14 protein-coding genes are annotated in these 24,314 nt (G+C 37.1%); 10 read left to right on the top strand and 4 right to left on the bottom strand.

Features of this window, described 5'->3' with window-relative positions; all coding sequences use genetic code 11:
• Positions 1 to 20 precede the first annotated feature (20 nt).
• From secA to msrA, 8 genes are all read left to right on the top strand, one after another.
• On the top strand, positions 21 to 3,095 hold the full coding sequence (gene secA, locus CLU97_RS04460) for a preprotein translocase subunit SecA (RefSeq protein WP_121486872.1): 3,075 nt from the start codon (positions 21 to 23) through the stop codon (positions 3,093 to 3,095).
• A 152-nt stretch (positions 3,096 to 3,247) separates the two neighbouring features.
• Positions 3,248 to 5,455: a TonB-dependent siderophore receptor gene (locus CLU97_RS04455; RefSeq protein ID WP_121486871.1), complete on the top strand. Its 2,208-nt coding sequence runs from the start codon at positions 3,248 to 3,250 to the stop codon at positions 5,453 to 5,455.
• 32 nt (positions 5,456 to 5,487) lie between these two features.
• A complete protein-coding gene (locus CLU97_RS04450; protein WP_121486870.1) occupies positions 5,488 to 7,647 on the top strand; it encodes a TonB-dependent siderophore receptor in 2,160 nt (719 codons plus the stop codon).
• A gap of 40 nt (positions 7,648 to 7,687) precedes the next feature.
• Positions 7,688 to 8,887, top strand: coding sequence for a PepSY-associated TM helix domain-containing protein (locus CLU97_RS04445; protein ID WP_121486869.1), 1,200 nt, complete (start codon positions 7,688 to 7,690; stop codon positions 8,885 to 8,887).
• Positions 8,887 to 11,001, top strand: a complete 2,115-nt coding sequence (locus CLU97_RS04440) for a TonB-dependent receptor (RefSeq protein WP_121489648.1) — start codon at positions 8,887 to 8,889, stop codon at positions 10,999 to 11,001. Before CLU97_RS04445 ends, CLU97_RS04440 begins: the two co-directional genes overlap by 1 nt.
• A gap of 51 nt (positions 11,002 to 11,052) precedes the next feature.
• Positions 11,053 to 12,264, top strand: a complete 1,212-nt coding sequence (locus CLU97_RS04435) for a PepSY-associated TM helix domain-containing protein (RefSeq protein WP_121486868.1) — start codon at positions 11,053 to 11,055, stop codon at positions 12,262 to 12,264.
• A 79-nt stretch (positions 12,265 to 12,343) separates the two neighbouring features.
• Entirely contained in the window at positions 12,344 to 13,312 is a 969-nt protein-coding gene (locus CLU97_RS04430) for an ROK family protein (protein ID WP_121486867.1), read from the top strand.
• Between the two features lie 422 nt (positions 13,313 to 13,734).
• Positions 13,735 to 14,289, top strand: coding sequence for a peptide-methionine (S)-S-oxide reductase MsrA (gene msrA, locus CLU97_RS04425; RefSeq protein WP_121486866.1), 555 nt, complete (start codon positions 13,735 to 13,737; stop codon positions 14,287 to 14,289).
• Positions 14,290 to 14,496: 207 nt separating this feature from the next.
• Here the strand turns inward: msrA and CLU97_RS04420 are convergent, their stop codons facing one another.
• Together CLU97_RS04420 and CLU97_RS04415 are read right to left on the bottom strand one after the other, a co-directional pair.
• Entirely contained in the window at positions 14,497 to 16,257 is a 1,761-nt protein-coding gene (locus CLU97_RS04420) for a RagB/SusD family nutrient uptake outer membrane protein (protein WP_121486865.1), read from the bottom strand.
• 13 nt (positions 16,258 to 16,270) lie between these two features.
• Positions 16,271 to 19,315: a SusC/RagA family TonB-linked outer membrane protein gene (locus tag CLU97_RS04415; protein WP_121486864.1), complete on the bottom strand. Its 3,045-nt coding sequence runs from the start codon at positions 19,313 to 19,315 to the stop codon at positions 16,271 to 16,273.
• Between the two features lie 330 nt (positions 19,316 to 19,645).
• On the opposite strand from CLU97_RS04415, the gene CLU97_RS04410 reads away from it, so the two are divergent.
• On the top strand, positions 19,646 to 20,722 hold the full coding sequence (locus CLU97_RS04410) for a phosphatidylinositol-specific phospholipase C1-like protein (protein WP_121486863.1): 1,077 nt from the start codon (positions 19,646 to 19,648) through the stop codon (positions 20,720 to 20,722).
• A 142-nt stretch (positions 20,723 to 20,864) separates the two neighbouring features.
• Here the strand turns inward: CLU97_RS04410 and CLU97_RS04405 are convergent, their stop codons facing one another.
• Together CLU97_RS04405 and CLU97_RS04400 are read right to left on the bottom strand one after the other, a co-directional pair.
• Positions 20,865 to 22,652, bottom strand: a complete 1,788-nt coding sequence (locus tag CLU97_RS04405) for a metallophosphoesterase family protein (protein WP_121486862.1) — start codon at positions 22,650 to 22,652, stop codon at positions 20,865 to 20,867.
• 74 nt (positions 22,653 to 22,726) lie between these two features.
• The gene (locus tag CLU97_RS04400) at positions 22,727 to 23,578 is read right to left on the bottom strand and encodes a hypothetical protein (protein ID WP_121486861.1); all 852 of its coding nucleotides are present in this window, start codon (positions 23,576 to 23,578) and stop codon (positions 22,727 to 22,729) included.
• Positions 23,579 to 23,962: 384 nt separating this feature from the next.
• Here CLU97_RS04400 and CLU97_RS23555 point away from each other — a divergent pair, with 384 nt between their 5' ends.
• Positions 23,963 to 24,127, top strand: coding sequence for a hypothetical protein (locus CLU97_RS23555; protein ID WP_183084514.1), 165 nt, complete (start codon positions 23,963 to 23,965; stop codon positions 24,125 to 24,127).
• The last annotated feature ends 187 nt before the right edge of the window (positions 24,128 to 24,314 follow it).

The raw sequence follows: 24,314 nt of genomic DNA, 5'->3' as shown, positions 1-24,314 counted from the left end.
AAGCATAAAGCAAAAAATTTATGAGTTTTTTAAACAAAGTTCTTAAAGGGTTTTTGGGAGACAAGAAAGCGCAGGACCTAAAAGAAGTAAAAAAAGTTGTAACAAAAATCAGAGCTGTAGAACCTAACATTCAACAATTGTCGGATGATGGGTTGAGACAAAAAACGGCTGAGTTTAAAGAGAATATAAAATCTGCAACCAGCAAGATTACAGCTCAAATAGAACAGATAAAAGAGCAGATAAAAAATTCAACCAACGTTGACGAAAAAGAAGCTCTTTTTACAAAAATTGAGTCTCTTAAAAAAGAATCATACGAAATTGAAGAAAAAGTTCTGATTCAGGTTCTTCCCGAAGCTTTTGCATTGATCAAAGAAACCGCAAGAAGATGGGCTCAGAATGGAGAAATCCGTGTAACTGCAAGTGATTGGGACAGAGAACTGGCTGCTGCAGGAAAAGATTTCGTTAGCATTCAGGGAGACACAGCTGTTTGGAAAAACTCATGGGACGCTGCCGGAACTCCTGTAGTTTGGGATATGGTCCACTATGATGTTCAGTTTATCGGAGGGGTTATTCTTCACAGCGGTAAAATTGCCGAAATGGCAACCGGTGAAGGTAAAACTTTGGTAGGAACATTACCTATTTACTTAAATTCACTTCCGGAAAGAGGAGTACACGTTGTAACCGTGAACGATTACCTTGCAAAAAGAGACTCCGCATGGATGGGTCCTCTTTATCAGTTCCACGGAATGTCTATTGATTGTATCGATAACCACCAGCCGAACTCAGACGGAAGAAGAAAAGCATATAACTCAGATATTACTTACGGAACGAATAATGAATTCGGTTTCGATTATCTGAGAGATAACATGGTAACATCACCTTCAGAACTGGTACAAAGAGAATTAAACTTTGCTATCGTGGATGAAGTTGACTCTGTATTGGTAGATGATGCAAGAACACCATTGATCATTTCTGGTCCGGTTCCACAGGGAGACAGACAAGAGTTTGATGTTCTTAAGCCATCAATCGACAGAATTGTTGATGTACAAAAGAAAACAGTATCTGCTATTTTCAATGAAGCGAAAAAATTAATCGCTGCAGGAAATACAAAAGAAGGTGGATTCAAATTGCTTCAGGCATACAGAGGTCTTCCAAAAAACAGACAATTAATCAAATTCTTATCGGAAAGCGGAAACAGAGCATTGCTTCAGAAAGTTGAAGCGCAGTATATGCAGGACAACAACCGTGATATGCCGATTGTAGATAAAGATCTTTACTTCGTAATTGAAGAAAAAAATAATCAGGTAGACCTTACAGACAAAGGTGTTGAATACATGTCTCAAGGAAACTCAGATTCAAACTTCTTTGTACTTCCGGATATCGGAACTGAGATTGCTGAATTAGAAGCTAAAAACCTTTCTAAAGAAGAAGAGTTTGAAGCTAAAGAAAGACTTTTCTCTGATTTTGCTGAAAAATCTGAGCGTGTTCACACCATGAGCCAACTATTGAAAGCGTACACATTATTTGAAAAAGATGATGAGTATGTAGTGATTGATGGTGAAGTAAAAATCGTTGATGAGCAGACAGGTCGTATCATGGAGGGACGTCGTTATTCAGACGGTCTTCACCAGGCGATTGAGGCTAAAGAAAATGTAAAAATTGAGGCTGCTACTCAAACTTTTGCAACCATTACACTTCAGAATTATTTCCGTATGTACAACAAACTTGCGGGGATGACCGGTACTGCTGAAACTGAAGCTGGTGAGCTTTGGGAAATCTACAAATTAGACGTTGTAGTAATTCCTACCAACCGTCCGATCTTAAGAAATGATAAACAAGATTTGGTTTTCAAAACCAATAGAGAAAAATACAATGCTGTAATTGAAGAAATTGAAAAATTAACAGCACAGAAAAGACCTGTACTGGTAGGTACTACTTCTGTTGAAATTTCTCAATTATTATCAAAAGCACTTCAGTTAAGAAAGATTCAACACCAGGTACTAAACGCGAAGCTTCACAAGAAAGAAGCAGAGATCGTAGCTGGAGCTGGACAGCCGGGAGTTGTAACCATTGCAACCAACATGGCAGGTCGTGGTACCGATATTAAGCTTTCTAAAGAAGTAAAAGAAGCTGGAGGTTTAGCGATCATTGGTACAGAAAGACACGATTCAAGACGTGTTGACAGACAGTTAAGAGGTAGAGCGGGACGTCAGGGAGATCCGGGAAGTTCTCAGTTCTATGTATCTCTTGAAGATAACTTAATGCGTTTGTTCGGTTCTGAAAGAATTGCTAAAATGATGGACAGAATGGGTCATAAAGAAGGTGAAGTAATTCAGCACTCTATGATTAGCAAGTCTATTGAAAGAGCTCAGAAAAAAGTGGAAGAAAACAACTTCGGAACAAGAAAGAGACTTCTTGAGTACGATGACGTAATGAACAAACAACGTGACGTAATCTACAAGAGAAGAAAGAATGCTCTATTCGGAGATCACTTGAAATATGACATCACGAATATGATTTTCGATGTTGCCAATTCTATCGTTGCGAAAGGAAAAGCTTCAGGAAATTATAAAGATTTTGAATACGAAATCATTAAGACATTCACAATGGAATCTCCGGTTTCTCAAAGTGATTTTAATAATAAAAATGTTCAGGATCTTACGAATATCTTATTCAAGGCCGCTCAGGAAGATTACAGAATGAAGCTGAACCTATTGAAAGAAAAATCATTCCCAATTATTGAGAATGTATATCAAAATCAAGGTTCTATGTTCAAAATGATTCAGGTTCCTTTCACAGACGGACACAAAACTATGACTATTGTAGCTGATCTTAAAGAAGCTTACGATACTCAGTGTGAAAGCTTAGTGAACGATTTTGAAAAGAACATCACGTTATCAATTATTGATGAAAACTGGAAACTTCACCTTCGTGAAATGGACGACTTAAGAAGATCTTCTCAAGGAGCTGTTTACGAGCAGAAAGATCCACTGGTAATCTATAAGCAGGAATCTTTCCACTTATTCAGTGAAATGATTGACAAACTAAACAAAGAAATTATTTCTTTCTTATACAAAGGAGAAATCCCGGCTTAAGAAAATTTTAATAAAATCATATAAAAACCGCTCTGGCACTGGCTAGAGCGGTTTTTTGTTATTTAACATATTATAATTTATGATAAATATCAATCTTATTATTTATTTAGAATACTTAAAAATAATATATTTGCAAAAAATTTGACTGCTTCATGAAAAATGTACTGATCTGTGCTTCCGCTCTTGGAACAATGCTGGTTTCTGCCCAAAAAAAAGATTCATTAACCACTAAAAGCATTGATGAAGTAATTATCAATACATATGTCAAGAAAGACAGTGAATACTCTAACAAAATGCCTTTGAAGGCTATAGAAGACCCCCAGGTATATTCTTCCATTGACAAAGGAGTGCTGGAAAACCAATTGTTATTTACCGTAGATGATGCTTTCAGAAATGTGGCAGGTGCACAGAAAATGTGGAGCGCTACAAACAGAGCCGGAGATGGAGGTATTTATCTTAATTTAAGAGGTTTTGTGGCCGGAAACTCTATCAGAAATGGAATGGTAGCACCTATTACTACTTCTATGGATGCCATTAACGTGGAGAGAATTGAAGTTTTAAAAGGTCCTTCTGCAACATTATTCGGAAGTAATGTGACTTCTTATGGTGGAGTGGTAAACAGAGTCACTAAAAAGCCATTTGAAACTTTTGCAGGTGCTGTTTCATTGGCCGGTGGAAGCTATAACTACTACAGAGTACAGGCAGATGTAAATACTCCGCTTACTAAAGATAAAAAATTATTATTCAGATTAAATACTGCTTATACAAACCAGGGAACTTTCCAGAGAACCAATGCAAAGAATTCTTTCTATGCATTTACTCCATCTATTACTTACCGTCCTACGGATAATTTAGAGATCAATGCTGAACTGGAAATGTTTGAAACCAATTCATATCCTGAAACAGCTTTCTTCTTTTATGTTCCGAGTGCACAGCTTGGCGCAGACAGCATGGATAAATTGGAAAAGCTAGGTTATAACTATAAGCAATCATATACAGGTGAAGGTCTTAAAACTGTTGGTAGAGCAAGAAACTTCTTTGGACAGGTTAACTATAAGATTAATGAACATATCAAATCCTCTACAAATGTAAGTACTTCATATTCTTACTCAGATGGATTTAATCCATACTTCTACTTTGCTCCGAAAGGTATGGTAACAGGAATTCCTACAGATACAGAATTGGGGGTAGTAAGAGCTGACCAGTCGACTAAAGACAGCAAAAGAACGTATTTTCAGGTTCAGCAGAACTTCAATTTTGATTTCAATATCGGAAGTGTAAGAAACAGAACAGTAGCAGGTTTCGATTATATGAGATTGAATGACAATCAATACTTTATGTTTACCAACTTTGACTGGGTTCCGTTCACAGGTACAGACTATACCAATATGAACGGGCAGACATTGGGAGCACTATATGACAATCTGAGAAATCAGCCTGATTTTGAAAAAAACAATACCTATGTAAGTGCTGGTAAAAAAGACACTTACAGTGGTTATATTTCCAACGTAATTACTCCTATAACCGGCCTTAACATTCTTACTTCGGTACGATACGAAACGAATAACTACAGAGGCGGCCAGGTAGGACAAAATAAAACAGCTGAATACAAACAGGGAGCATGGTCACCAAAATTTGGCCTAGTTTATCAAATTCTTCCTGAAAAATTATCTGTATTCGGAAATTATCAGAACAGCTTTACTGTTAATGGATATTATACTTCTGACAAAACCGGAAATGTAACGCTTTCTACCCCTGAAAAAGCCAATCAGTTTGAAGGTGGTATCAAAACAAACCTTATCAAAGGAAGAGTTACCACAACTTTAAGCTACTATAATATTCAGGTAAAAAATACCCTTCTTAATACAGGTGAAATGACAGGAACTGGACAGGCAGTACAAAACCAGGCAGGTTTATTAAGAAGCCAGGGAGTAGAACTGGAAGCAAATGCTTATCTGATCAAAGGATTCTCTTTGATCGCGGGAGTAAGCTACAACGATATGAAATATACCGAAGCTGATGAAACGGTAATCGGAAGAAGGCCTGCTACGGCATCATCTCCATGGTTGGTTAACTTCAATGCAAGCTACCAGTTCCTTGACGGAAAATTAAAAGGACTTGGATTCGGGGTTGGCGGAAACTATGCAAGTGACAACAAGATCGTAAACTCTACAACCATGGGTACTTTCATCCTTCCAAAATATCTGGTACTGAATGCTAACGCATTTTACGATACGAAAAAATTCAGAATCGGGGTAAAAGTAGACAACTTTACCAACGAGCATTACTGGAGTGGATATACCACAGCTAATGCTCAGGCGCTGGCTAACGTATTAGGAAGCTTCACTTATAAATTTTAAACTGTTAGAATAATTTATTCCCCTTATAAACAATGAAAAGAATAACAATAGGAGCTGCATTATTAACTTCCATGTTAAGTTTTGCACAGGAAAAAAAAGACACCATCAAATCCAATGATATTGAAGAAGTAGTTGTTAGCGGAAGGTATTATCAGAAGTACAAGCTCAATGAGGTTTCAGGTTCGTTAAGAATACAAACCCCAATTCTTGAGCTTCCTCAGAATGTACAATCTATAAGCTCTCAGGTTCTAGCAGACCAGCTTACATTGAACATGTCTGAAGGAATTGTCCGTAACATAAGTGGTGCAAGAAAAGTAGAACACTGGGATAACGTGTACTCTAATGTCTTCATGAGAGGTGCCAGTATTGCCACTTTCATGAACGGGATGAATGTTTCCTCTACCTGGGGGCCTATAAACCCTGATGCTTCTATTATTGACAGAATAGAGTTTGTAAAAGGTCCGGCAGGATTTATGGGTTCTATGGGAGATCCGGCAGGATTTTATAATGTGGTAACTAAAAAACCTACCGGAAAGTTTGCCAACAGTGTACGTTTCACAACAGGAAGCTATAATCTTTTCAGAGGAGAAGCTGATCTGGATGGAGTTCTAGTAAAAGACGGTGTTTTAGATTACCGTATCAACTTAATGGGAAGTTCCAACAATTCATGGGTGGAAAATGATAAAACAAGCAAAATTATTGTTGCTCCTTCCATTACTTTCAGACCTACAAAGACCACAACATTTACGGCGCAATACAACTATCAGTATTTAAAATTCAATCAGCCGGGAGCTTACCTGATGTCTAACGACGGATACGCTTCACTGAATGTACATACCAACTTTAATGATCCGAACTTCAAAAAAACTGAAGTAAAAGATCAGAGTTTATTCTTAAGCTTAGACCAAAAGCTTTTCAAAGACTGGGTTTGGAGCACACAGTATGCTTATATGGACCTTAATTATGACGGTGGTTCATGGTGGGGAACTTTTGATCCAAACAATAAGAATGTTTTAAACAGAACAGTAAGTAACTGGCAGGCCAAAGGAAAAAATCATATTTTCCAGACGTATTTAAGAGGTACTCTTAATACTGGGAATATTGTACATAAAATTATTGCTGGATTCGATTATGGAGACAGAAAATATAATGCTGACTTTTCATCTTTTGCCGGAGGGCCATTCCCAATTGACATTTATAATGTTCAGTATGGTGTAGATCCTTCCAAGCTTCCTTCTGCTGATTTTTACACTTTAAACTCTTCTGCTCCATTTTATGATGATGAAGGGGTAAAATATACTTCGTATTATGCTCAGGATCAGATTGAAATGTTTAATAACAAGTTAAGATTAACATTAGCAGGAAGATACACAAGCGGTACCACATATGCCGGTTATCCGTATTATTCGCCAGGAAATGTGGTTCCTAAAAATAAAGCAGGAGAATTTACCCCTAGAGTAGGAATCAGTTATTCAATTAATGAAAACTTCTCTGCTTATGGTATTTATGATAAAACCTTCGTACCTCAATCCGGAACAGGAATCAATTCTACTTCTATTACAGATCCTTTCAAAGGACAGAATATTGAATTTGGATTAAAGAAAGACTGGTTCGGAGGAAAATGGAACTCTACTTTTGCCGTATATGAGATCAGAAGACAAAATATCCTTGTAGCAGGGCCTAAAGAACAAAATGGAGGTGTTCCTTTTCAGATGGCTTCAGGAGAACAGAGAGCAAGAGGTTTTGAAACCGATATCAAAGGAGAAATCATCAAGGGGTTGAACATTATTATCAACTATGCATATACAGATGCAAAAACCATTAAAGACACAGACCCTACAAGAATTGGAATTCAGTCTCCGGGAAATGCTAAAAATGTACAAAATACATGGGTAAACTATAGATTTGAAAATGGTCTTATGAAAGGTTTCGGAATTTCAGCGGGTTATCAGTATCAGGGAGGAAGACAATCCTGGTTTGGAGTAAGTGCAACAAAAGATCAGAGCCTTCCAGATTATTTTGATACCAACTTCGGGGTTTCCTACGTTGCTAAAAAATTCGATGTTAATCTTATGTTGAATAATGTCCTTAACAAAAAACTGTACAGCGGATACAGAGGAGATGGAGGTGAGTATGCCTGGATATACAATGCTCCGCGTAACTGGAGATTATCAATAGGATATAAATTTTAAAAATTCAAAGGTTAGCCCCTCACGGGGTTAACTTTTTGCTATGAGAAAAAAGCATCACCAGAAGAGGAAAGCTCCTTCAAAAAAATGGTCCGCAAAACTGCATCTGTGGTTTGGTTTATCTGTTGGTATCATTGTGTTTATAGTCGCTCTTTCGGGGACTTTATATATTTTTAAGGATGAAATACAGAATAGTCTTCGCAAAGAAGCCATTTATCTGAAAAAAGAAGATATTGGGAAAAAAGCCTTGCCTATCAATCTGCTTCGTGAAAAAGTCTCATTGGAGCTTAATGAAAAATATCCTGTAAGCGCTGTAGAAATTCCGTTGGACAAAACGAAATCCTATCAGTTTGACTACTATGACAAAAGCAAAAAGGGATGGAACTATTTTCAGCAGGTACGTATCAACAAACTTGTTTATGTAAACCAATATACCGGGCAAATTCTTGCAGTTTATAATGAAAAATATGATGTATTCAGTATTCTGAAATATCTCCACTGGGGACTTCTGCTTAATTCAGAATGGGGGCCGTACACCGTAGGAATTCCAACCGTTCTTTTCATTGTTATGCTCATTACAGGAATCATTTTATGGTGGCCTAAAAATAAAAATGCCAGAAAAGGACGTTTTTGGTTCAATTGGGAAAATGTAAAAAACTGGAAACGTAAAAATTATGACCTTCACAACATATTAGGGTTCTATGCATCATTTATTGCCTTACTGTTAAGTGTTACAGGGCTCTATTTTGCTTATCCCTATGTAAAAAATACATTCACATTTGCTTTATCCGGTTCTTGGGAGCTTCCAAAGGAAAAGGAAAGAAAATCTCCGGACTCCCTGATGGCAAAAAATGAAGCGGTTTTCGATCTGGCTGCGACACAGACTGAAAAATTGTACACAAAATCATCCAGCTTCAGAATTACCCTAAACGGAAAGAATAAAAAAGGAAAAGAGCTTAAAAGTCTTCCGGTAACCGTTTACGGAATGGATGGCAGATACAGTGAAAGAAATATCCTGACTTTTGACAAATACTCTGGAAAGCTACTAGCCAACAAACCTCATCAAAAACTCAGTACTGCCGAGAAATTTTCCAATGCCAATTATGACATCCATACAGGATCCTACTTCGGAATCATTGGAAAGATCATCTGGTTTATGGCCGGCCTCACATGTACATCACTCCCTGTAACCGGATTTCTTGTCTGGTGGGGAAAAAGAAAGAAAAAAGGAAAGAAAATATAATGAAAAAAGTGCTTTTATCAGCTGCCTGCTTAGGGACGACTACCGTTTTTGCTCAGGTAAAAGATACCCTACAGACTAAAAATGTAGACGAGGTTGTCATGACGGCTTCAAGAAAAAGGGAGAACATCAAAGAAGTTCCAAGCTCTATTACCGTGGTAGGAGAAAAACAGATTCAGTCTCAACTGACTGTTAACTCAGATATTACAAGCATCCTGCAATATACGGTTCCAAGTTTAGGAACCAATTCAGGGCAGACTTCCAACTCCGGACAGACGTTAAGAGGACGCCAGGTTCTGGTTTTGATTGATGGAATTCCACAGTCTACCCCACTTCGTAACGGAGCCAGAGATTTAAGGACGATCGACCCTTCAGCCATTGAAAGAATTGAGGTGATCAAAGGAGCATCTTCTATCTATGGAAACGGAGCAGATGGTGGGATTATCAATTATATTACAAAAAGAAACAAAACAGATAAAAAGATCTCCGGAACTTCTCAGATTGGTTTTACCGGACAGCCTTACGGTGGTACGTTAGGAGTAAGAGCCAGCCAGCTTTTAACCGGGAAAATCAAGAAGTTTGATTATACCCTTTCATTAGCCTATGAAAGAACAGGATATACAAAGGACGGAGACGGCGTTTTGATAAGCCCTACTTACAGTATAGCAAAGATGGATAACTACAATGGATTGCTGAAAATAGGGTATGACATCAACGAGAACCAAAGAATTGAAGCATCTTACATTGGTTATTCTTCAAGATCAGACCTGAATGTAGGTTTAAAAACAGGGAAATACGGCATCACGCCTACCATTGGTGAAGGAATTGGAAAAGGACTGGAAACAACGCCTCAGGGAACACCAAAAAATCACAATATCAGAGTAAGCTATGACAACAAGAACCTGTTTGCAGGAACTTCTTTAAATATCAATCTTTATTATCAGGATTTCAAAACCGTTTACGGATACAGTGATACCTTTTTCAATGGCGGACAGTCGAATGTTATTTCCCATAAAAAAGGAGCAAGATTCAATTTTGACACCCAGCTTTGGAATTCAGCCAACTCTCAGGGAGAAATCATGTATGGAGCTGATATTCTGAATGATGAGACTGTACAGAAGCTGGAAGACGGCCGTTTCTGGACTCCTAATATGAACATGACTAATATTGCGCCTTTCGTGTTGGCTAAAATTGACCTGTTTAAAAAAATAACCATTAAAGGAGGACTTCGCTACGAAAACATCAAAGTAAATGTAGATGATTTCAATACGCTTTCTACACTGAAAAGTGACGGAACTTTCACCAAAAGTATTCCTGTAGCCGGTGGAAAACTGGATTATAATGCTTTGGTAGGAAATATTGGTATCCGTTATAATATTGAACCTTATATCAACCTTTTCGGAAGCTTCTCTCAAGCCTACTCTATCAATGAGCTAGGAAGAATTTTAAGAACCTCAACTTCTGAAACTATCAATAGCCTGGAAACCAAACCCATCATCGTTAACAATTACGAATTGGGTGCAACGGGACAGCTTTCCAGCTGGTTGAACTATGAATTAACATCGTATGTAAGTACTTCTAAACTTGGAGCATCATTTGTACAGAGCCCGGACAGAGCATTAATGATTCAGAGGTCACCAGAAATTGTATATGGTGTAGAAGGATTTTTACATTTTACTCCTGCAAAATGGATTCAGTTTGGCGGAAGCTACAGCTGGATGGAAGGAATTACCTCTGTAAAAGATGACGGTGACTACTCTACAAAGATCAACAACAGCAGAATTTCTGCACCAAAAGTATTGGCCTATGTTCAGGTAAGACCTGTTCCTGCTCTATCTGTCGGGCTGGATATGCTTCATTCTTTTACACAAAACAGATTCGAACCTAATGCTAAAACGGGACAGTATGCCTACGGGGAAGGATATGTTCCGGAATATACCGTTTTTAACTTCAAATCCAGCTACGAAGTAAGTAACAACTGGAGACTGTCATTAGGTATTGAAAACCTGTTCAATAAAGTATATCAGCCTGCTATTTCATGGTGGACTGCCAGAGACAGTGACTTTACGAATGCTCTCGGACTGAGAGGAACATTCATGATTGAATATAAATTTTAATTAATCCAAATAAAAAGTAAAACCTATCTTTGCTTTACTTTTTACTGTTATATGAAGAAAAACCATCATCATAAAAAGAAACCGGGCTTTTTCAAAAAATGGTCTGCCAAACTGCACCTCTGGTTCGGATTGGCAATAGGCTTTCTGATCTTTATTATCTCTATTACCGGAGCATTATACGTTTTTAAGGATGAAGTGGAAAACATCACCCGAAAAGATGTAATGTACCACCATGAGCAAAATATCGAGCAGAAACAGGTACTTCCTATCCGAGTGATGGAAAAAGCTGTTGCCGAACAGGTCAAAGAGAAATATCCAATCCACTGGGTAAACGTTCCTATTGACAAAAAAATGTCTTATATGTTCTTCTGGTATGAACATAATACAAATGCCTGGAATTATTTTGATGAATTTCCTATCTATAAACAGGCTTATGTAAATCCATACACCGGAAAAGTACTTGGAGTATATGATGAAAAAAACGGATTCTTTAACATTATAAAAATGATCCACTGGAGCTTCCTTTTGAAGCAGGACTGGGGAACTTATGTAGTAGGAATTCCTGTTATTATTTTCGTTATTATGCTGATTTCCGGAATCATTCTTTGGTGGCCTAAGAATAAAGCAGCCAGAAAACAACGTTTCGCATTCAAATGGAAAAATATTAAAAGCTGGAAACGAAAGAACTATGATCTTCATAATGTATTAGGATTTTATGCCTCTATCTTTGCTTTGATCTTCTCTATTACCGGACTTTTCTATGCATTTTTTGTAGTTCAGGCCATGATCTACGTACTATTTTCCGGAGGAGAAACCAAGTACCCGGACTTTTCCCATATCAAGACAAAAGCTCCTATTGAGCTGAGAACAGAAGGAACACTTGATAAAATCATCAATACAGTACAAACAAAATATCCGGATTCTTATGGTTTTGCTATAGATTTGGGGCACCCACATATGGATGACCATGAACATCCTAACTTTGAAGTGTATGTAAAACACCTTTCTTATTCTTACCATAAAAGCAGCAGCTTAATCTTTGATGAAAACTCAGGAGAGCTTCTTCATACTCATGATCCGAAGGACAAAAACTTCGGGGAAAAGGTAGTGAGTGCCAATTATGATATTCACGTAGGTGCTATTTTAGGGCTTCCAACAAAGATCATTGCTTTTATTGTAAGTATTATCTGTGCCTCTCTTCCGGTTACCGGATTTATGATCTGGTGGGGAAGAAAAAAGAAAAAAACAGTAAAACCAGTTTAACATATTAAATAAAACGGAGTTATTCATCTATTAATACAATCTTTTTTATAATTTTAGCCCCTAGAATTTAATAATAGAAATGTCATTAATAGATTTATCAAAACAAGTTGCCCTTGGAGTTGACATCGGCGGAACCAATACTAAATTCGGAATTGTAAACCACCGTGGAGAAGTTCTGGATAAAGGAAATCTTAGAACAGATGCTTACGATAAAGTAGAAGATTTCATTGATGCTTTATATGAACATGTTCATCCAATGATGGAAAAGTATGGGACTGAAGCACACTTTGACGGAATTGGAGTAGGCGCACCCAATGCAAACTACTACAAAGGAACCATAGAACTGGCCCCCAACCTTCCATGGAAAGGCGTAATTCCTTTCGCTGAGCTGATGACTGCAAAATTCAATCTGCCTTGTACAGTGACCAATGATGCGAATGCTGCAGCATTGGGAGAAATGCTTTTCGGAGCGGCAAGAGGAATGAAAGATTTCATCATGATCACCTTGGGAACAGGAGTAGGCAGTGGAATCATCGCTAACGGAAGTTTAATCTATGGACATGACGGGTTTGCCGGAGAATTAGGACATACGATTGTAAAACCAGGCGGAAGAAAGCACTGGAGCACAGGTTCTGAAGGAAGTCTGGAAGCATACGCCTCTGCTACCGGAATTACCATTACAGCAAAGAAAATGAGAGCCGAATTTCCAGAATCAATGCTGAATCAATATCCTGAAGACGAAATTAATTCTAAAACAGTATACGAATGTGCCGTTAAAGAAGACCCAATTGCTATTGAAGTTTTCAGATATACAGGACAGAAGCTGGGTGAAGCATTAGCTAATTTTGTAATGTTCTCTTCACCTGAAGCTATTCTTCTTTTCGGAGGAGTAATTAAAGCCGGAGATTTTATTTTAAAACCTGCTAAGCTTCATATGGAAAGAAACCTTCTTCCCATTTTCAGAAATAAAGTAAAGCTGGTATTCAGTGAACTAGACGAAGCAGATGCTGCTATTCTTGGAGCAAGTGCTTTGGTTTGGGAAAAATAACTGAACGCTATTTTAATAATATAGAGCATCCTTTTTTAGGGTGCTTTTGTTTTTCACCGCAGATTACACAGATTTTCACAGATGATTATGTTGTATTCCCTTGTGTTTATTTGTGAAAGTATTTGTGCTATTCGTGTTTAAAATTAAAATGAAAAATATATAATTGAGATGCTTCGACCCAGCTCAGCATGACATTGCTAATACTAACCGCTTTAAAAGACCTTGGAAATTATCTCTTTCATCTTACCTCCCATATTCGCCTATAAAAAAACTTCATAATCGAGTTGAAAATCATTTGTCACATCTATCATTGCAATTTGAGTTTACAACATAAAATCATGTTCAAATGAAAAAGTTTTTCTTACTTTTGATCAGCTTTTTCCGGGTCTGGAAAAGACAGTAAAACAATATAATTACCAACAATGGACAACAATAACTTAGAACAGATTACTTTCGGAGGCGGATGCTTCTGGTGTGTAGAAAGCTGTTTCAATATGCTGAAAGGAGTACAGTCTGCCATTTCAGGATATTCAGGAGGGCATAAAGATAACCCGACGTATCAGGAAGTTTGTACAGGAGAAACAGGGCATGCAGAAGTAGTACAGATCACTTATGATCCATCCATTATTTCTTATGAGCAATTAATGGATGTATTTTTCTTCCTTCATGATCCTACTCAGCTTAACAGACAGGGGAATGATATCGGAACTCAATACCGTTCTGTAATTTATTATAAAGATGATGCTGAGAAAGCTAAAGCTGAAGAAGCTATCAAAGTGTCTCAGGAATCAGGAAGATGGACAGGTACTTATGTGACAGAATTAACAAAATTCGATAAATTCTGGCCGGCAGAACAATATCATCAGGGATATTATAATGAAAACCCGACACAGCCTTATTGCAGTGCTGTGGTAGGCCCTAAAATTCAGAAGTTTAAAAAACATTTCGGAGAACAGGGATTGCTGAACGTAGAGTAAAATTTTGTGAATTTTAGGTTTCGGCTAAAGCCGGATTGATGATAGATATTCAGTTAAACGGGCTCCCTTCGACTACGCTCAGGATAATTGCCAGTTCCTATTAATGTTTAGCAGAATATTTACAAACCCATATAAAAATAACAGAAGCGAAGAGGAAATCTCTTCGCTTCTTGTTTGACGCAAAAAATAATTGTTATATGAAAAAAACTAATATCCGGGGGTTTGGGTAAAATCTTTTGAAGCATCAATAGTTGCCTGAGGAATAGGGAAAATTCTTCTGTAAGGCTGAGAAGCAGGTTTCGCTGTCCCCGGTAAATCAAACTTCTTGAATCTGATCATCGCCTTTCTTCTGTACATTTCCCAATACAATTCATATCCTGATTCTTTAAACAAAGTATTCTCATCCAAAGAAGCAATGGCAACGCCCGGCGTATTGTTCTTTAAAGCATCATTCGTTCTGCTTGTTCTCAGTTTATTTACATCTGCCAAAGCTCCTGACATATTTCCGCTTCTTAAATAAGCTTCTGCCCTCATCATATAGATGGTTCCCAGTCTGTACAAAGGCACATCCATTCCGCTGGTTCCGTTATTCCCATATCCAGGATCAAATTCAAACTTAAAGTTTCTTACTCCTCTGTTGATCTGAGCCTGTGTAAATACAGATTCTGAAGGGTTGTCAAAATTCAGTTCAGGAGTAAAATCTGCGGCAAGCGTGGTATTTTTTTCAGTAAATAACTTATAGACCTTAATTCTTCCGTCTGCAGTCATATCAAAGTTTCCGTCTGCAAGAAGCTTAGGACCGTATTGCTGCCCTACCTGCAAACCTCTGTTAAAGTGAAACCATGGCTTTCCGGTTCCTTCCACTTTACTGGACGAAGGTACACTTACATCTGTTCCGTCATTTCTGAACCATGTTCCGTCTGCGTACTGATAAGATCTCTGAAAACGCGGATCATCATGATTTCCGTTCCATGAATAGTAGAATTCCGGGGTGATACATGAAGCATTGGTTCCTCTGTTGTCCGGCGATGGTTTCTGAATTCTCTCCATAGACATATACGCCAGAACATTATCTGAAGTTTTGTCTGTATTCTTCTTTTGAACGATGGAGAAGATCATTTCCTTACTTGTATCATTATTGATATCAAAATTGTGGAAATAATTGGATTCCAGACTGAAATTCGGGTTGTTGATCAATAAATTAGAATACTCAATTACTTTATCCATATCCGTTCCAGAACCATTTACAGCCTGTTCCAGAAAGTTGAATGACCCTGCCGTCTTATTTTTCAAAACAGCCCTGTTCAAATACATATCTGCAAGAAATGCATAGGCTGCCTGTTTGGTAAATCTTCCGGCGTGGGTATTCTGTGTTTTGATATCTGCCAGATTGGGAATAAGCCCTTCTACTTCCGTAATCAGAGCATCAATGGTAGTTTCCGCTTTTCTGATCTGAATAGGAGCATTAATATTATTGGGATCTCTGTAAGGAGCCTGTCCGAAAAGATCAATTGTTGTGTAGGTATAATACGCCAGTAAACCTTTTGCTTCTGCTAAAAACAGAGCTCTGTTGGTACTGTTGCTCTTTTCAATGCTTGAAATAGCTGTCAGAGACTTTGTAATTCCAAAATTCAGGGAATTCCAGGTTGTTTTTACCACGTCACTGCCTGCATCCCATGAGAATTCATGCATTGCTCTCCATTTTCCACCGTCACCCCAGTCACTTCCCCTTGTTGGTAATAAAGCTTCATCAGTAGAGTATTCCTGCAGAGCAAAAACATTTCCGTGATCTACAAAGGTTCCGTCTCCCAGTTGTCCATATGCAGCAGCAAGAGCAGCTTCAGGATCTGCCGTTTCAGAACCCAGAACCTCATCGATCACTTTTTCATCCAGATTGGTACATCCCATTAAAGACAGTACAGCAAAGGATAAAATAATTGTATTAATATTTAAAAATTTAGATTTCATGATTTCTTTTCAATTAAAATTTAACAGTAGCTCCCAAAATGAAAGTCTTTGCAGACGGATACGTGGTGTAATCAATACCCAGAGACTGGTTTCCACTCACCTGTTTGTTGGTATCCACCAAAGGATCGTAACCAGTATAACTTGTAAGGGTGAACAGGTTTTGTGCACTTACATACAGATTAATACTTCTCAAAAACTTCAGCTGGCTGGTATCGAAGGTGTATCCTAATTTCACGTTATTTAATCTGATAAAATCTGACTTTTCAAGATAAAGGGAAGACAACTGAGGTTGGTTGGTGAAGTTGGCTCCAGATTCGTAGAAGTTTTTCAAGACATTTCTGTCTGAAGCTAAGTTGTTGATATTTAAATCCAATGCTGTATTGTTCACAAGGTAGCCACCCGTTTGTCCAATGAAAGAGAATGAGAAATCAAACTTCTTGTATCTCATATAAGAATTAATCCCGAAAGTGAAATTCGGAATAGCTCCTTCAAAGATTTTTCTGTCATTCTGATCAATTCTTCCGTCATTATTTACATCTTCATAGATATATTTTCCGTTGGCATCCACTCCCTGATAATTCAGCATATAAAAGGATCCTGCTTCATATCCATTTTTATAAATATTGGCAGTCACTCCGGAAAGTCCCGGCCCTGAAACTTCTCCAGAATAGATAGCCGAAACCGGAAGGTCTTTCACTACGTTATTCACCGTAGCTCCGTTGATATCAAAGTTCCATGTGAAATTTTCCGTTTTAATGATTTCTGAACCTAAAGAGAATTCAAAACCTTTGTTAACAATCTTTGCATCCACGTTTTGCCATACTGTACTGGTAGGGCTTAATGGTCTGGAAGGAATATTCAGAATAGGATCTTTTGTTACTTTGTTATAATATTCTAATGATCCATATAATTTGTTTCTCCATAAACTGAAGTCTGCACCAATATTGGTTTGCTCCACCACTTCCCATTTCAAATCAGGGTTAGGCGTTCTATTGATGACTACTCCATTGATCAGGTTCAAATTATCATACAAATAATATCCTCCGGATGGCGACAGTGAAGAGCTCGCCTGAGTAATCTTGTTCGGAACTTCCTGGTTACCGGTTTGCCCCCAGCTTCCTCTTAATTTTAATTCATTGATGATTTGAGAATCCTTCAGGAAATTTTCATTCGAAACCGTCCAGCCCACAGCAACAGATGGGAAATACCCATATTTGTTATTCTGACCGAAACGGGTAGAACCGTCAGCTCTCAATGAAGCCGTTAATAAGTATTTTTTATCAAAATTATAATTTACCCTTCCGAAATAGGACTGTAGCTCATTCTCCTGAGCATATCCTGCTGCCGGAATAAAGGCTTCACCAGAATATCCAGGATTGATTTCCGGAGAGATTCCTGCCCCCTGATTGGCAATATTTTTCACTCCGAAATAGGTTCCTGTAGTTTTGAATTTCTGATAAGAAAAACCACCTAATAAGCTGAAATTATGTTTGTTTAAACTAAGATCATAGGTTAAATAATGTTCCAAAAGTACATTATAAGAATCAAGATTAGCCTGAACGTACATTCCTTTCGGAGTTCTGTCTGTAATGTTCGGATACATGGTTGTATTTCTCTCAGACATTGTTTTATCAATCCCCAGGTTAAACTTATAATTCAACCCCGGTAAAATTCTCAATGTGGCTTCTGTATTCCCCAATACTCTGAAAGTATTGGTTTTATCATTGTAAACGCTCAATAGATACAATGGATTGTAATGAGCGTTCATATTGAAATTCGTAAAGTTTCCGTTCTCATCATATACAGAACGTGTAGGGTTCGCCATCAAAGCATGGATAATCACCTGACCATCAGAACCTGCGTTGGCTCCGTTCGGGATTCCGGTTTCTTTGATGTCACTTGCCGTAAGGTTGAGCTTAATCTTTAGTCTTTTATTGTCAAAGAAAGATTCTTCTGCATTCAGACGGGCAGTTGTTCTTTTGAAACCACTATTCAGAATAATCCCGTCCTGATCCATATGAGAAATGGATGCAAAATAATTTCCGGTTTCCGTAGATTTCGAAAATGAAACGGAATGGTTGGAAGACACTGCATTTCTGAAAATTTCATCCTGCCAGTCTGTATTTCCGCCGTGGTCATATAATTTGTTGATTCCTGCCGATCTGTATTCATCAGCGCTCATAAGGTCTAATTTTTTAATGACTGAAGAAAAACCTAAATACGTGTCATATGTAAACAAAGGCTCTCCTTTTCTTCCTCTTTTTGTCGTTACCAAAACAACACCGTTTGATCCTCTTGCTCCATAGATGGCTGCTGCAGAAGCATCTTTTAAAACAGTGATGGATTCAATATCACTCGTATTTAAGAAGTTTAACGGGTTCTTTGCCTGAGCATTTCCTAAACCGATATTCGGGCCTGTAGCACTTACAGCATCGTTACTCAAAGGAACCCCGTCTACAACGAACAAAGGGGTACTTCCGCTTCGGATGGAACCAATACCTCTGATGGAAACATTTACTCCTGCTCCAGGTTCTCCACTCGACTGAACGATACGAACTCCTGCGATTTTTCCCTGCATAAGATTGTCAACGGAAATGTTCATTCCTTCTTTGAAATTCTCAGCTTTCAGCTGGCTTACAGCTCCTGTTAAATCAGATTTCTTCTGAGAGCCATACCCTACCAATGTAACTTCTTCAATGGAAGTGGATCCTTTTTGGGGTTCTAGCTGTACAGCAACTGAAGTACTGGAGATTTTCACCATTTGTGTTCCGTATCCTTCATAAGAAATAGATAAGGTCTGCCCAATGTTGGCCGAAATAGTAAAGTTTCCTGAAGCATCAGTAGAAGCAGTGTCTCCTGTTTCTACCACAGTGATTTTGACGCCTTCAATGGCTGATCCTTTCTGATCCGTTATGGTTCCGGAAATGGTTTCGTTTACCTGCGAAAACACAGGATAGTTTAAAGTAAATCCCTTAGCATCAGCTTGGTTTGCCACCAAAAAAATTAATGCAATCGGAATTAGCTTTTTAAACTTAAAAAAATTAATTTTGTGGTACATATTAATAAGTAAAGTAATTGCAAGACGTTACATTGCTTATTTAAAAGCCGCTGTTGTTCCCGCAACAGTGGTCTTCTTTTCAGGCAACGGTTAGTTTTTATTTCGGCATACAAAGTAAAAGGATCTACCACAAATCTATTTTAACATAATATTATCTTAAAGTCAACAAAATATAAATATCTCAATTTGAGAGAATAGAAACAAACTATATATCAGATATTTATAATCCACTGTTTTTCTGATATTCACAGAATTTTAAACATTACTTAACATAATATATAGATCGTTACCTATCTAGTGTGATTAATTTCGCATAAAAAATGTATCGAAATGAAAAAGGCTGTTCTGTTTATTGCTTGTTTATCTTCATTCAACCTGTTTTGGGCACAATCTTATGCTCTCAATAATTTAAAGATTAATGAAATTCAGGTGATTGGGTCTCACAACTCTTATAAAAAAGCGATTCTTCCTGAGGTATATAGTTATTTATCCAAAAAAGATACACTAAACGCTTTACCTAGGATTCAGTATGAGCACATGCCTATTCCTCAGCAACTGGATCTGGGATTGAGAAATCTGGAAATAGATGTGTATGCAGACAGCAAAGGAGGAAAATATGCCCATCCGAAAATTCTTGATCTGGTAAAAACCACCGAGCCTTTTGATCCGGAAGGTAAAATGAAAAAGCCCGGTTACAAAATGATCCATATTACAGATATTGATTATCAGACCTGGTATTATACATTGGAAGACTGCCTGAAAGACTTGAAAAAATGGTCTGACCAGCATCCTGATCATGATCCGGTTTTTATTACGCTTGAACCGAAAGATGGAAAAACCAATCAATTTGGAACCGAGCCTGAACATTATACCCCAAAACTTTTTGACGATCTCGATAATGAATTGAAAAAGTTTCTGGGAAAAGATAAAATAATCACTCCCGATGATATTCGCGGTTCTTACGAAACTCTGAACGACGCTGTTTTAAACAAAAACTGGCCAAAAGTAAAAGATGTAAAGGGAAAATTCCTTTTTGTAATGGATAATAACGGGGAAAACAGAGATTTATATAGTAAAGATCATCCATCTCTGAAAGGCAGAATGATCTTCACAAATTCTACACCGGGAACTCCTGAATCCGCAGTCTTATTCATGAATGAGCCTAAGAAAGATGTTTCAGCCATAAAAGATCTGGTTAAAAAAGGATATATCATCCGTACCAGAGCAGATGCTGATACCATGGAAGCAAGAAGTGAAGACTATTCAAGGTTTGAGAAAGCGAAGGAAAGCGGTGCACAGATTATTACAACAGATTATTATAATCCAAGCAAATTATTCAAGTCCAATTATAAGGTAAGCTTTGGCAACAACACTTATGAAAGAATAAACCCCGTGACAGGAAAATAGTCCTGTTTTGCTATTAGATTTATAATTGAGGAGGCTGCCTGTATGGGCAGCCTTTCTGTTTTAAATACAAGTGAAGCTAATATTTTTCACAAATAGACACAAATGTTTAAGCATAAATTGTATGCTCATAAAGCATTACAATTTACAATCTTTTTATTTTTTTCCTTTTTAAATCTATTTCAAAATGATCTGCCGGATCTCCATGGGAAAGCAGGGAAAGGATTGTAAAAACAGATTTCAATTGCTTAATAAATAGCTCTTCCGAATCTTTAACCCTGTATAAATTCTCCAATATCTGATATTGCATCAGCCTATCTTGAGGAATATCTTTTTTGGCAAGTTCATCTGCAGACTGAAATTTATATAGATCCAGTAAAAGATCATCAAAAGACCATTTTCTAAAGTCTTCAGATGTGATTCCTTTCTCTTGTAGTTGGTTTTTATTTTGAACGAGTAACAGAAGATCTTCACCACTTAAATTTTGGGTTTTTTCAATAAAATCGGCAGGCCAGTCATCAGGAATCATTCGTAAACGAACCAGTTCTTTTAAATGAAAGAGCATGAAATCATGATAGGATTTTGTCTTTAAAATATCTTTATTCCAAAGTATTTTGTCTGTATTGCCTTGTAAAGCTTCATATTCTTTTTCATACAAAGGAAACAGTTCATCAAAATGGGGAACTTCATTTAAAACTTCAGTTTGGACTTCCATTTTATCAGGAGATTGGATCGTAAGAATTTTATACGCAGGAAGATAAGCTGCCAGTGATGGTACCTGAACATTTACTAAAATGTTATCTCCTTCCCTTCTGATTCCTGTATCATTAATGTGCATATGACCTGCAAAATGAATCTGTAAACCCGCTTCAGCAAATACTTTTGCGACTTCTTCCTGAGGAACACGTTCCAATTGCCACTTTTTCTCACCTAACAAACTTTTAATCTCCTGCGTTGCTCCATCATTGAAATCAATCATAGGATAATGGGTAAATGCAATCAGGGTTTTATTATTTTTTTTGGCTTCAGCTGCCAATTTTTTTACCCAATGAATTAAATGTTGTTTGTTTGTGAGTACATTATTATATCCAATACTTGCTCCTTTATAGTTAGAAGAATTTTCTGGGCTTTCAGTAATATTTTGGGGGATGTAGGTATTTCCGTCAATTGCAACCATCCATACATCTTTCACAGGTTCAACGACATAACTTAAATCTGGAACAGAAAAACCTTTAGCAACTTCATACATTCTTTTGGAATAATATGCAGCCTGCAATCCTTTTTTGTACGTATAATTTTCAAAAGAATCCTGATCAAAAGGTGTACTCCAGAACAAATCTTCTTTTTGAGGATAAAAACCAAAGTCTTTTAATTCTTCTAAAATTTCAAGATATCCGGATTCTGCAATATCTTTTGTTATGATTTTATCTGGTGATTTTCCGATATTTTCTTTGCTGTAAATTCCTATCGGATGTCCATTCTGCCCTAGAAAATCACTTTTTCCGCCATCATTTCTGAAAGGCCCTACCGGATCATGATTTCCAGTGGTTAAATAAAAACGAATTCCGAATTTATTGTGATATTGTTCTAAAATACGATGCAGCCCACGAAGATTATAGGCCTGCCCATCATCCGAGAAATCACCTGGCATGGCTACAATTTTAATTCCTTTTATCGCAATATCATCCAATGCTTTGAGAAAGGCAAAATAATTTTCGTTAAAAATTCTTGTAGAATGCAGTTGAGAATCCATTGTTCTCAGAATAGTTGGTTTTCCTGTTCTAGGATTCGGAATTCCTTTAAAGCTATGGTCTGAAAAGCTTCCGTATAGGTCCTGAAAATGTACATCGGAAAGAAATGCTATTTGTACCGGTTTCTGTGCGAAGAACAATGAAGATACAAAAAAGAAACAGCAGAATGTTGTTTTATTCATCTTAAAATAAGACGAAAATACAGGAATAGAGAGAGAACTGTTTTAATTGAATTTTAAATAATTGTGAAAGAAATTCATTCCCGCTTTGTGATTTCTGGTTTTTCTCCGGAATATTTCCTGATGATGTATTCCGTTGCCCTTTTTAATTCTCTTTTATTCTCAGGATCAATTCCATCCATGGTAAAAAATTCGACCTTCCCATTGACCTTTGAATACCATGTTTTGCCAATAGAATTTTCAACATTCATGGTATCCTTTCTCGTTATTCTTTTAAAATACCTGATTTTATGTTCATTTCTGGCAACCACTTCAAAATCAGGACCTATATAGCTGCTATCCGTTTCCACAAATTCATCTCCGTTCCAATACATATAACTCTTAGCCGGATTGATGAAAGACATTATTCCGGATGTATTTTCTTTTCCGTTTTTATTATTGGATTTATTTGAGAAAACAACACCTCCTGTAACCAGCAGAGCGACGAAAACAAATTCGATGACACCTAATCCGTTTTTTTTTACAAAATCCGGAACATTAAAATTGGAGTTATTCGATATTTTTATAATAATCTGAAAAATTTTCTCCGGCATAGAAACCTCTTCTCCATCTAAAAGAAACCTTACGGATGTAGTACTGTTTCCTTCCTTTTCCACTTTTTTTTCAAAAGTATAGTTGAAATCCTTAAAACTATCATAACCAATGTATTGGCTGAGTTTATCAAGACGATCCGGATTAATATTCACTTCTTTATCATTTTCTAAAAAAGCCTCATAATATCTGATGAAAGTCTTGTCTGAAATAATATAATTCAGATGTTCTTCGAAATAAGTCCACAAATAGGATGCTATTCCACTCTTTGTATCTCTCCCGGATTCTTTTTTAGCTTGTTCGAATACTGCCTGAATCAGTAGTTTTCTTTTAGACATAATTAGTTATTAAAAAGCGACTACAAAATAGGTGATTTTCTGCCGTGTCGCATTACGGGTTTCCGTAATGAATTTTTGTCCATTTATTGTCTATCGATGTCCATACTTTGTCTAACACTTGCTTTCCTTTCTTCCCCATATTTGCCATAACAAAATCAGTGATAAACAAAACGTTAGAAAACAAATTCACAAAACTGATTTTATAATCGCCAGATAAAACGGAGGAAAACTCCGGGTTGGGAAGCAGATGTTTTTCCTCCGTTTTTGATGGTTCACTTCCCAAAAAAATTAAGAAGCGCTTCGAAATTTTAATTGTGTACAGCCCGAGATAAAAATATCACGGGAGGAGGAAAAACAGTTTCAAACTTCAAAAATTTTAAGGAAATGATTCAAATTATATTGATGCTATTAGGTTTAGCATTCCCAAACGATAATACCCATACAACAAATGATAACAACAACCCCACAACGATAACTACACTGTCTGCAGAAAGCGGAACTGATGGTGATACGAGCGGAGACAATGGCCAGCTTCCTCCAAAGAAATAAAAAGACCATCTATGATCAGCGAAAGGGAAATCTTTCGCTGATTTTTTTTAAATTCGACAAAACAAATAATTTTGAAGTTTTATTTTATTCTATTTTGTCTGATTATTCTATCGTGCTCAAAGAATAGACCCCCGGCTGCTCAATATAACACAGCCAACATTTTCTATGATAAAGCCTTCGAATATAG

The sequence above is a fragment of the Chryseobacterium sp. 7 genome, assembly GCF_003663845.1.
In the GTDB taxonomy this organism is placed as follows: Bacteria; Bacteroidota; Bacteroidia; order Flavobacteriales; family Weeksellaceae; genus Chryseobacterium.
This window is presented reverse-complemented; position numbering and strand designations above follow the sequence as displayed.

Excerpts from the sequence above, each read along its gene's own strand:
- secA (WP_121486872.1), top strand. The coding sequence starts at position 21 with ATGAGTTTTTTAAACAAAGTTCTTAAAGGGTTTTTGGGAGACAAGAAA.
- CLU97_RS04455 (WP_121486871.1), top strand. The coding sequence starts at position 3,248 with ATGAAAAATGTACTGATCTGTGCTTCCGCTCTTGGAACAATGCTGGTT.
- CLU97_RS04450 (WP_121486870.1), top strand. The coding sequence starts at position 5,488 with ATGAAAAGAATAACAATAGGAGCTGCATTATTAACTTCCATGTTAAGT.
- CLU97_RS04445 (WP_121486869.1), top strand. The coding sequence starts at position 7,688 with ATGAGAAAAAAGCATCACCAGAAGAGGAAAGCTCCTTCAAAAAAATGG.
- CLU97_RS04440 (WP_121489648.1), top strand. The coding sequence starts at position 8,887 with ATGAAAAAAGTGCTTTTATCAGCTGCCTGCTTAGGGACGACTACCGTT.
- CLU97_RS04435 (WP_121486868.1), top strand. The coding sequence starts at position 11,053 with ATGAAGAAAAACCATCATCATAAAAAGAAACCGGGCTTTTTCAAAAAA.
- CLU97_RS04430 (WP_121486867.1), top strand. The coding sequence starts at position 12,344 with ATGTCATTAATAGATTTATCAAAACAAGTTGCCCTTGGAGTTGACATC.
- msrA (WP_121486866.1), top strand. The coding sequence starts at position 13,735 with ATGGACAACAATAACTTAGAACAGATTACTTTCGGAGGCGGATGCTTC.
- CLU97_RS04420 (WP_121486865.1), bottom strand. The coding sequence starts at position 16,257 with ATGAAATCTAAATTTTTAAATATTAATACAATTATTTTATCCTTTGCT.
- CLU97_RS04415 (WP_121486864.1), bottom strand. The coding sequence starts at position 19,315 with ATGTACCACAAAATTAATTTTTTTAAGTTTAAAAAGCTAATTCCGATT.
- CLU97_RS04410 (WP_121486863.1), top strand. The coding sequence starts at position 19,646 with ATGAAAAAGGCTGTTCTGTTTATTGCTTGTTTATCTTCATTCAACCTG.
- CLU97_RS04405 (WP_121486862.1), bottom strand. The coding sequence starts at position 22,652 with ATGAATAAAACAACATTCTGCTGTTTCTTTTTTGTATCTTCATTGTTC.
- CLU97_RS04400 (WP_121486861.1), bottom strand. The coding sequence starts at position 23,578 with ATGTCTAAAAGAAAACTACTGATTCAGGCAGTATTCGAACAAGCTAAA.
- CLU97_RS23555 (WP_183084514.1), top strand. The coding sequence starts at position 23,963 with ATGATTCAAATTATATTGATGCTATTAGGTTTAGCATTCCCAAACGAT.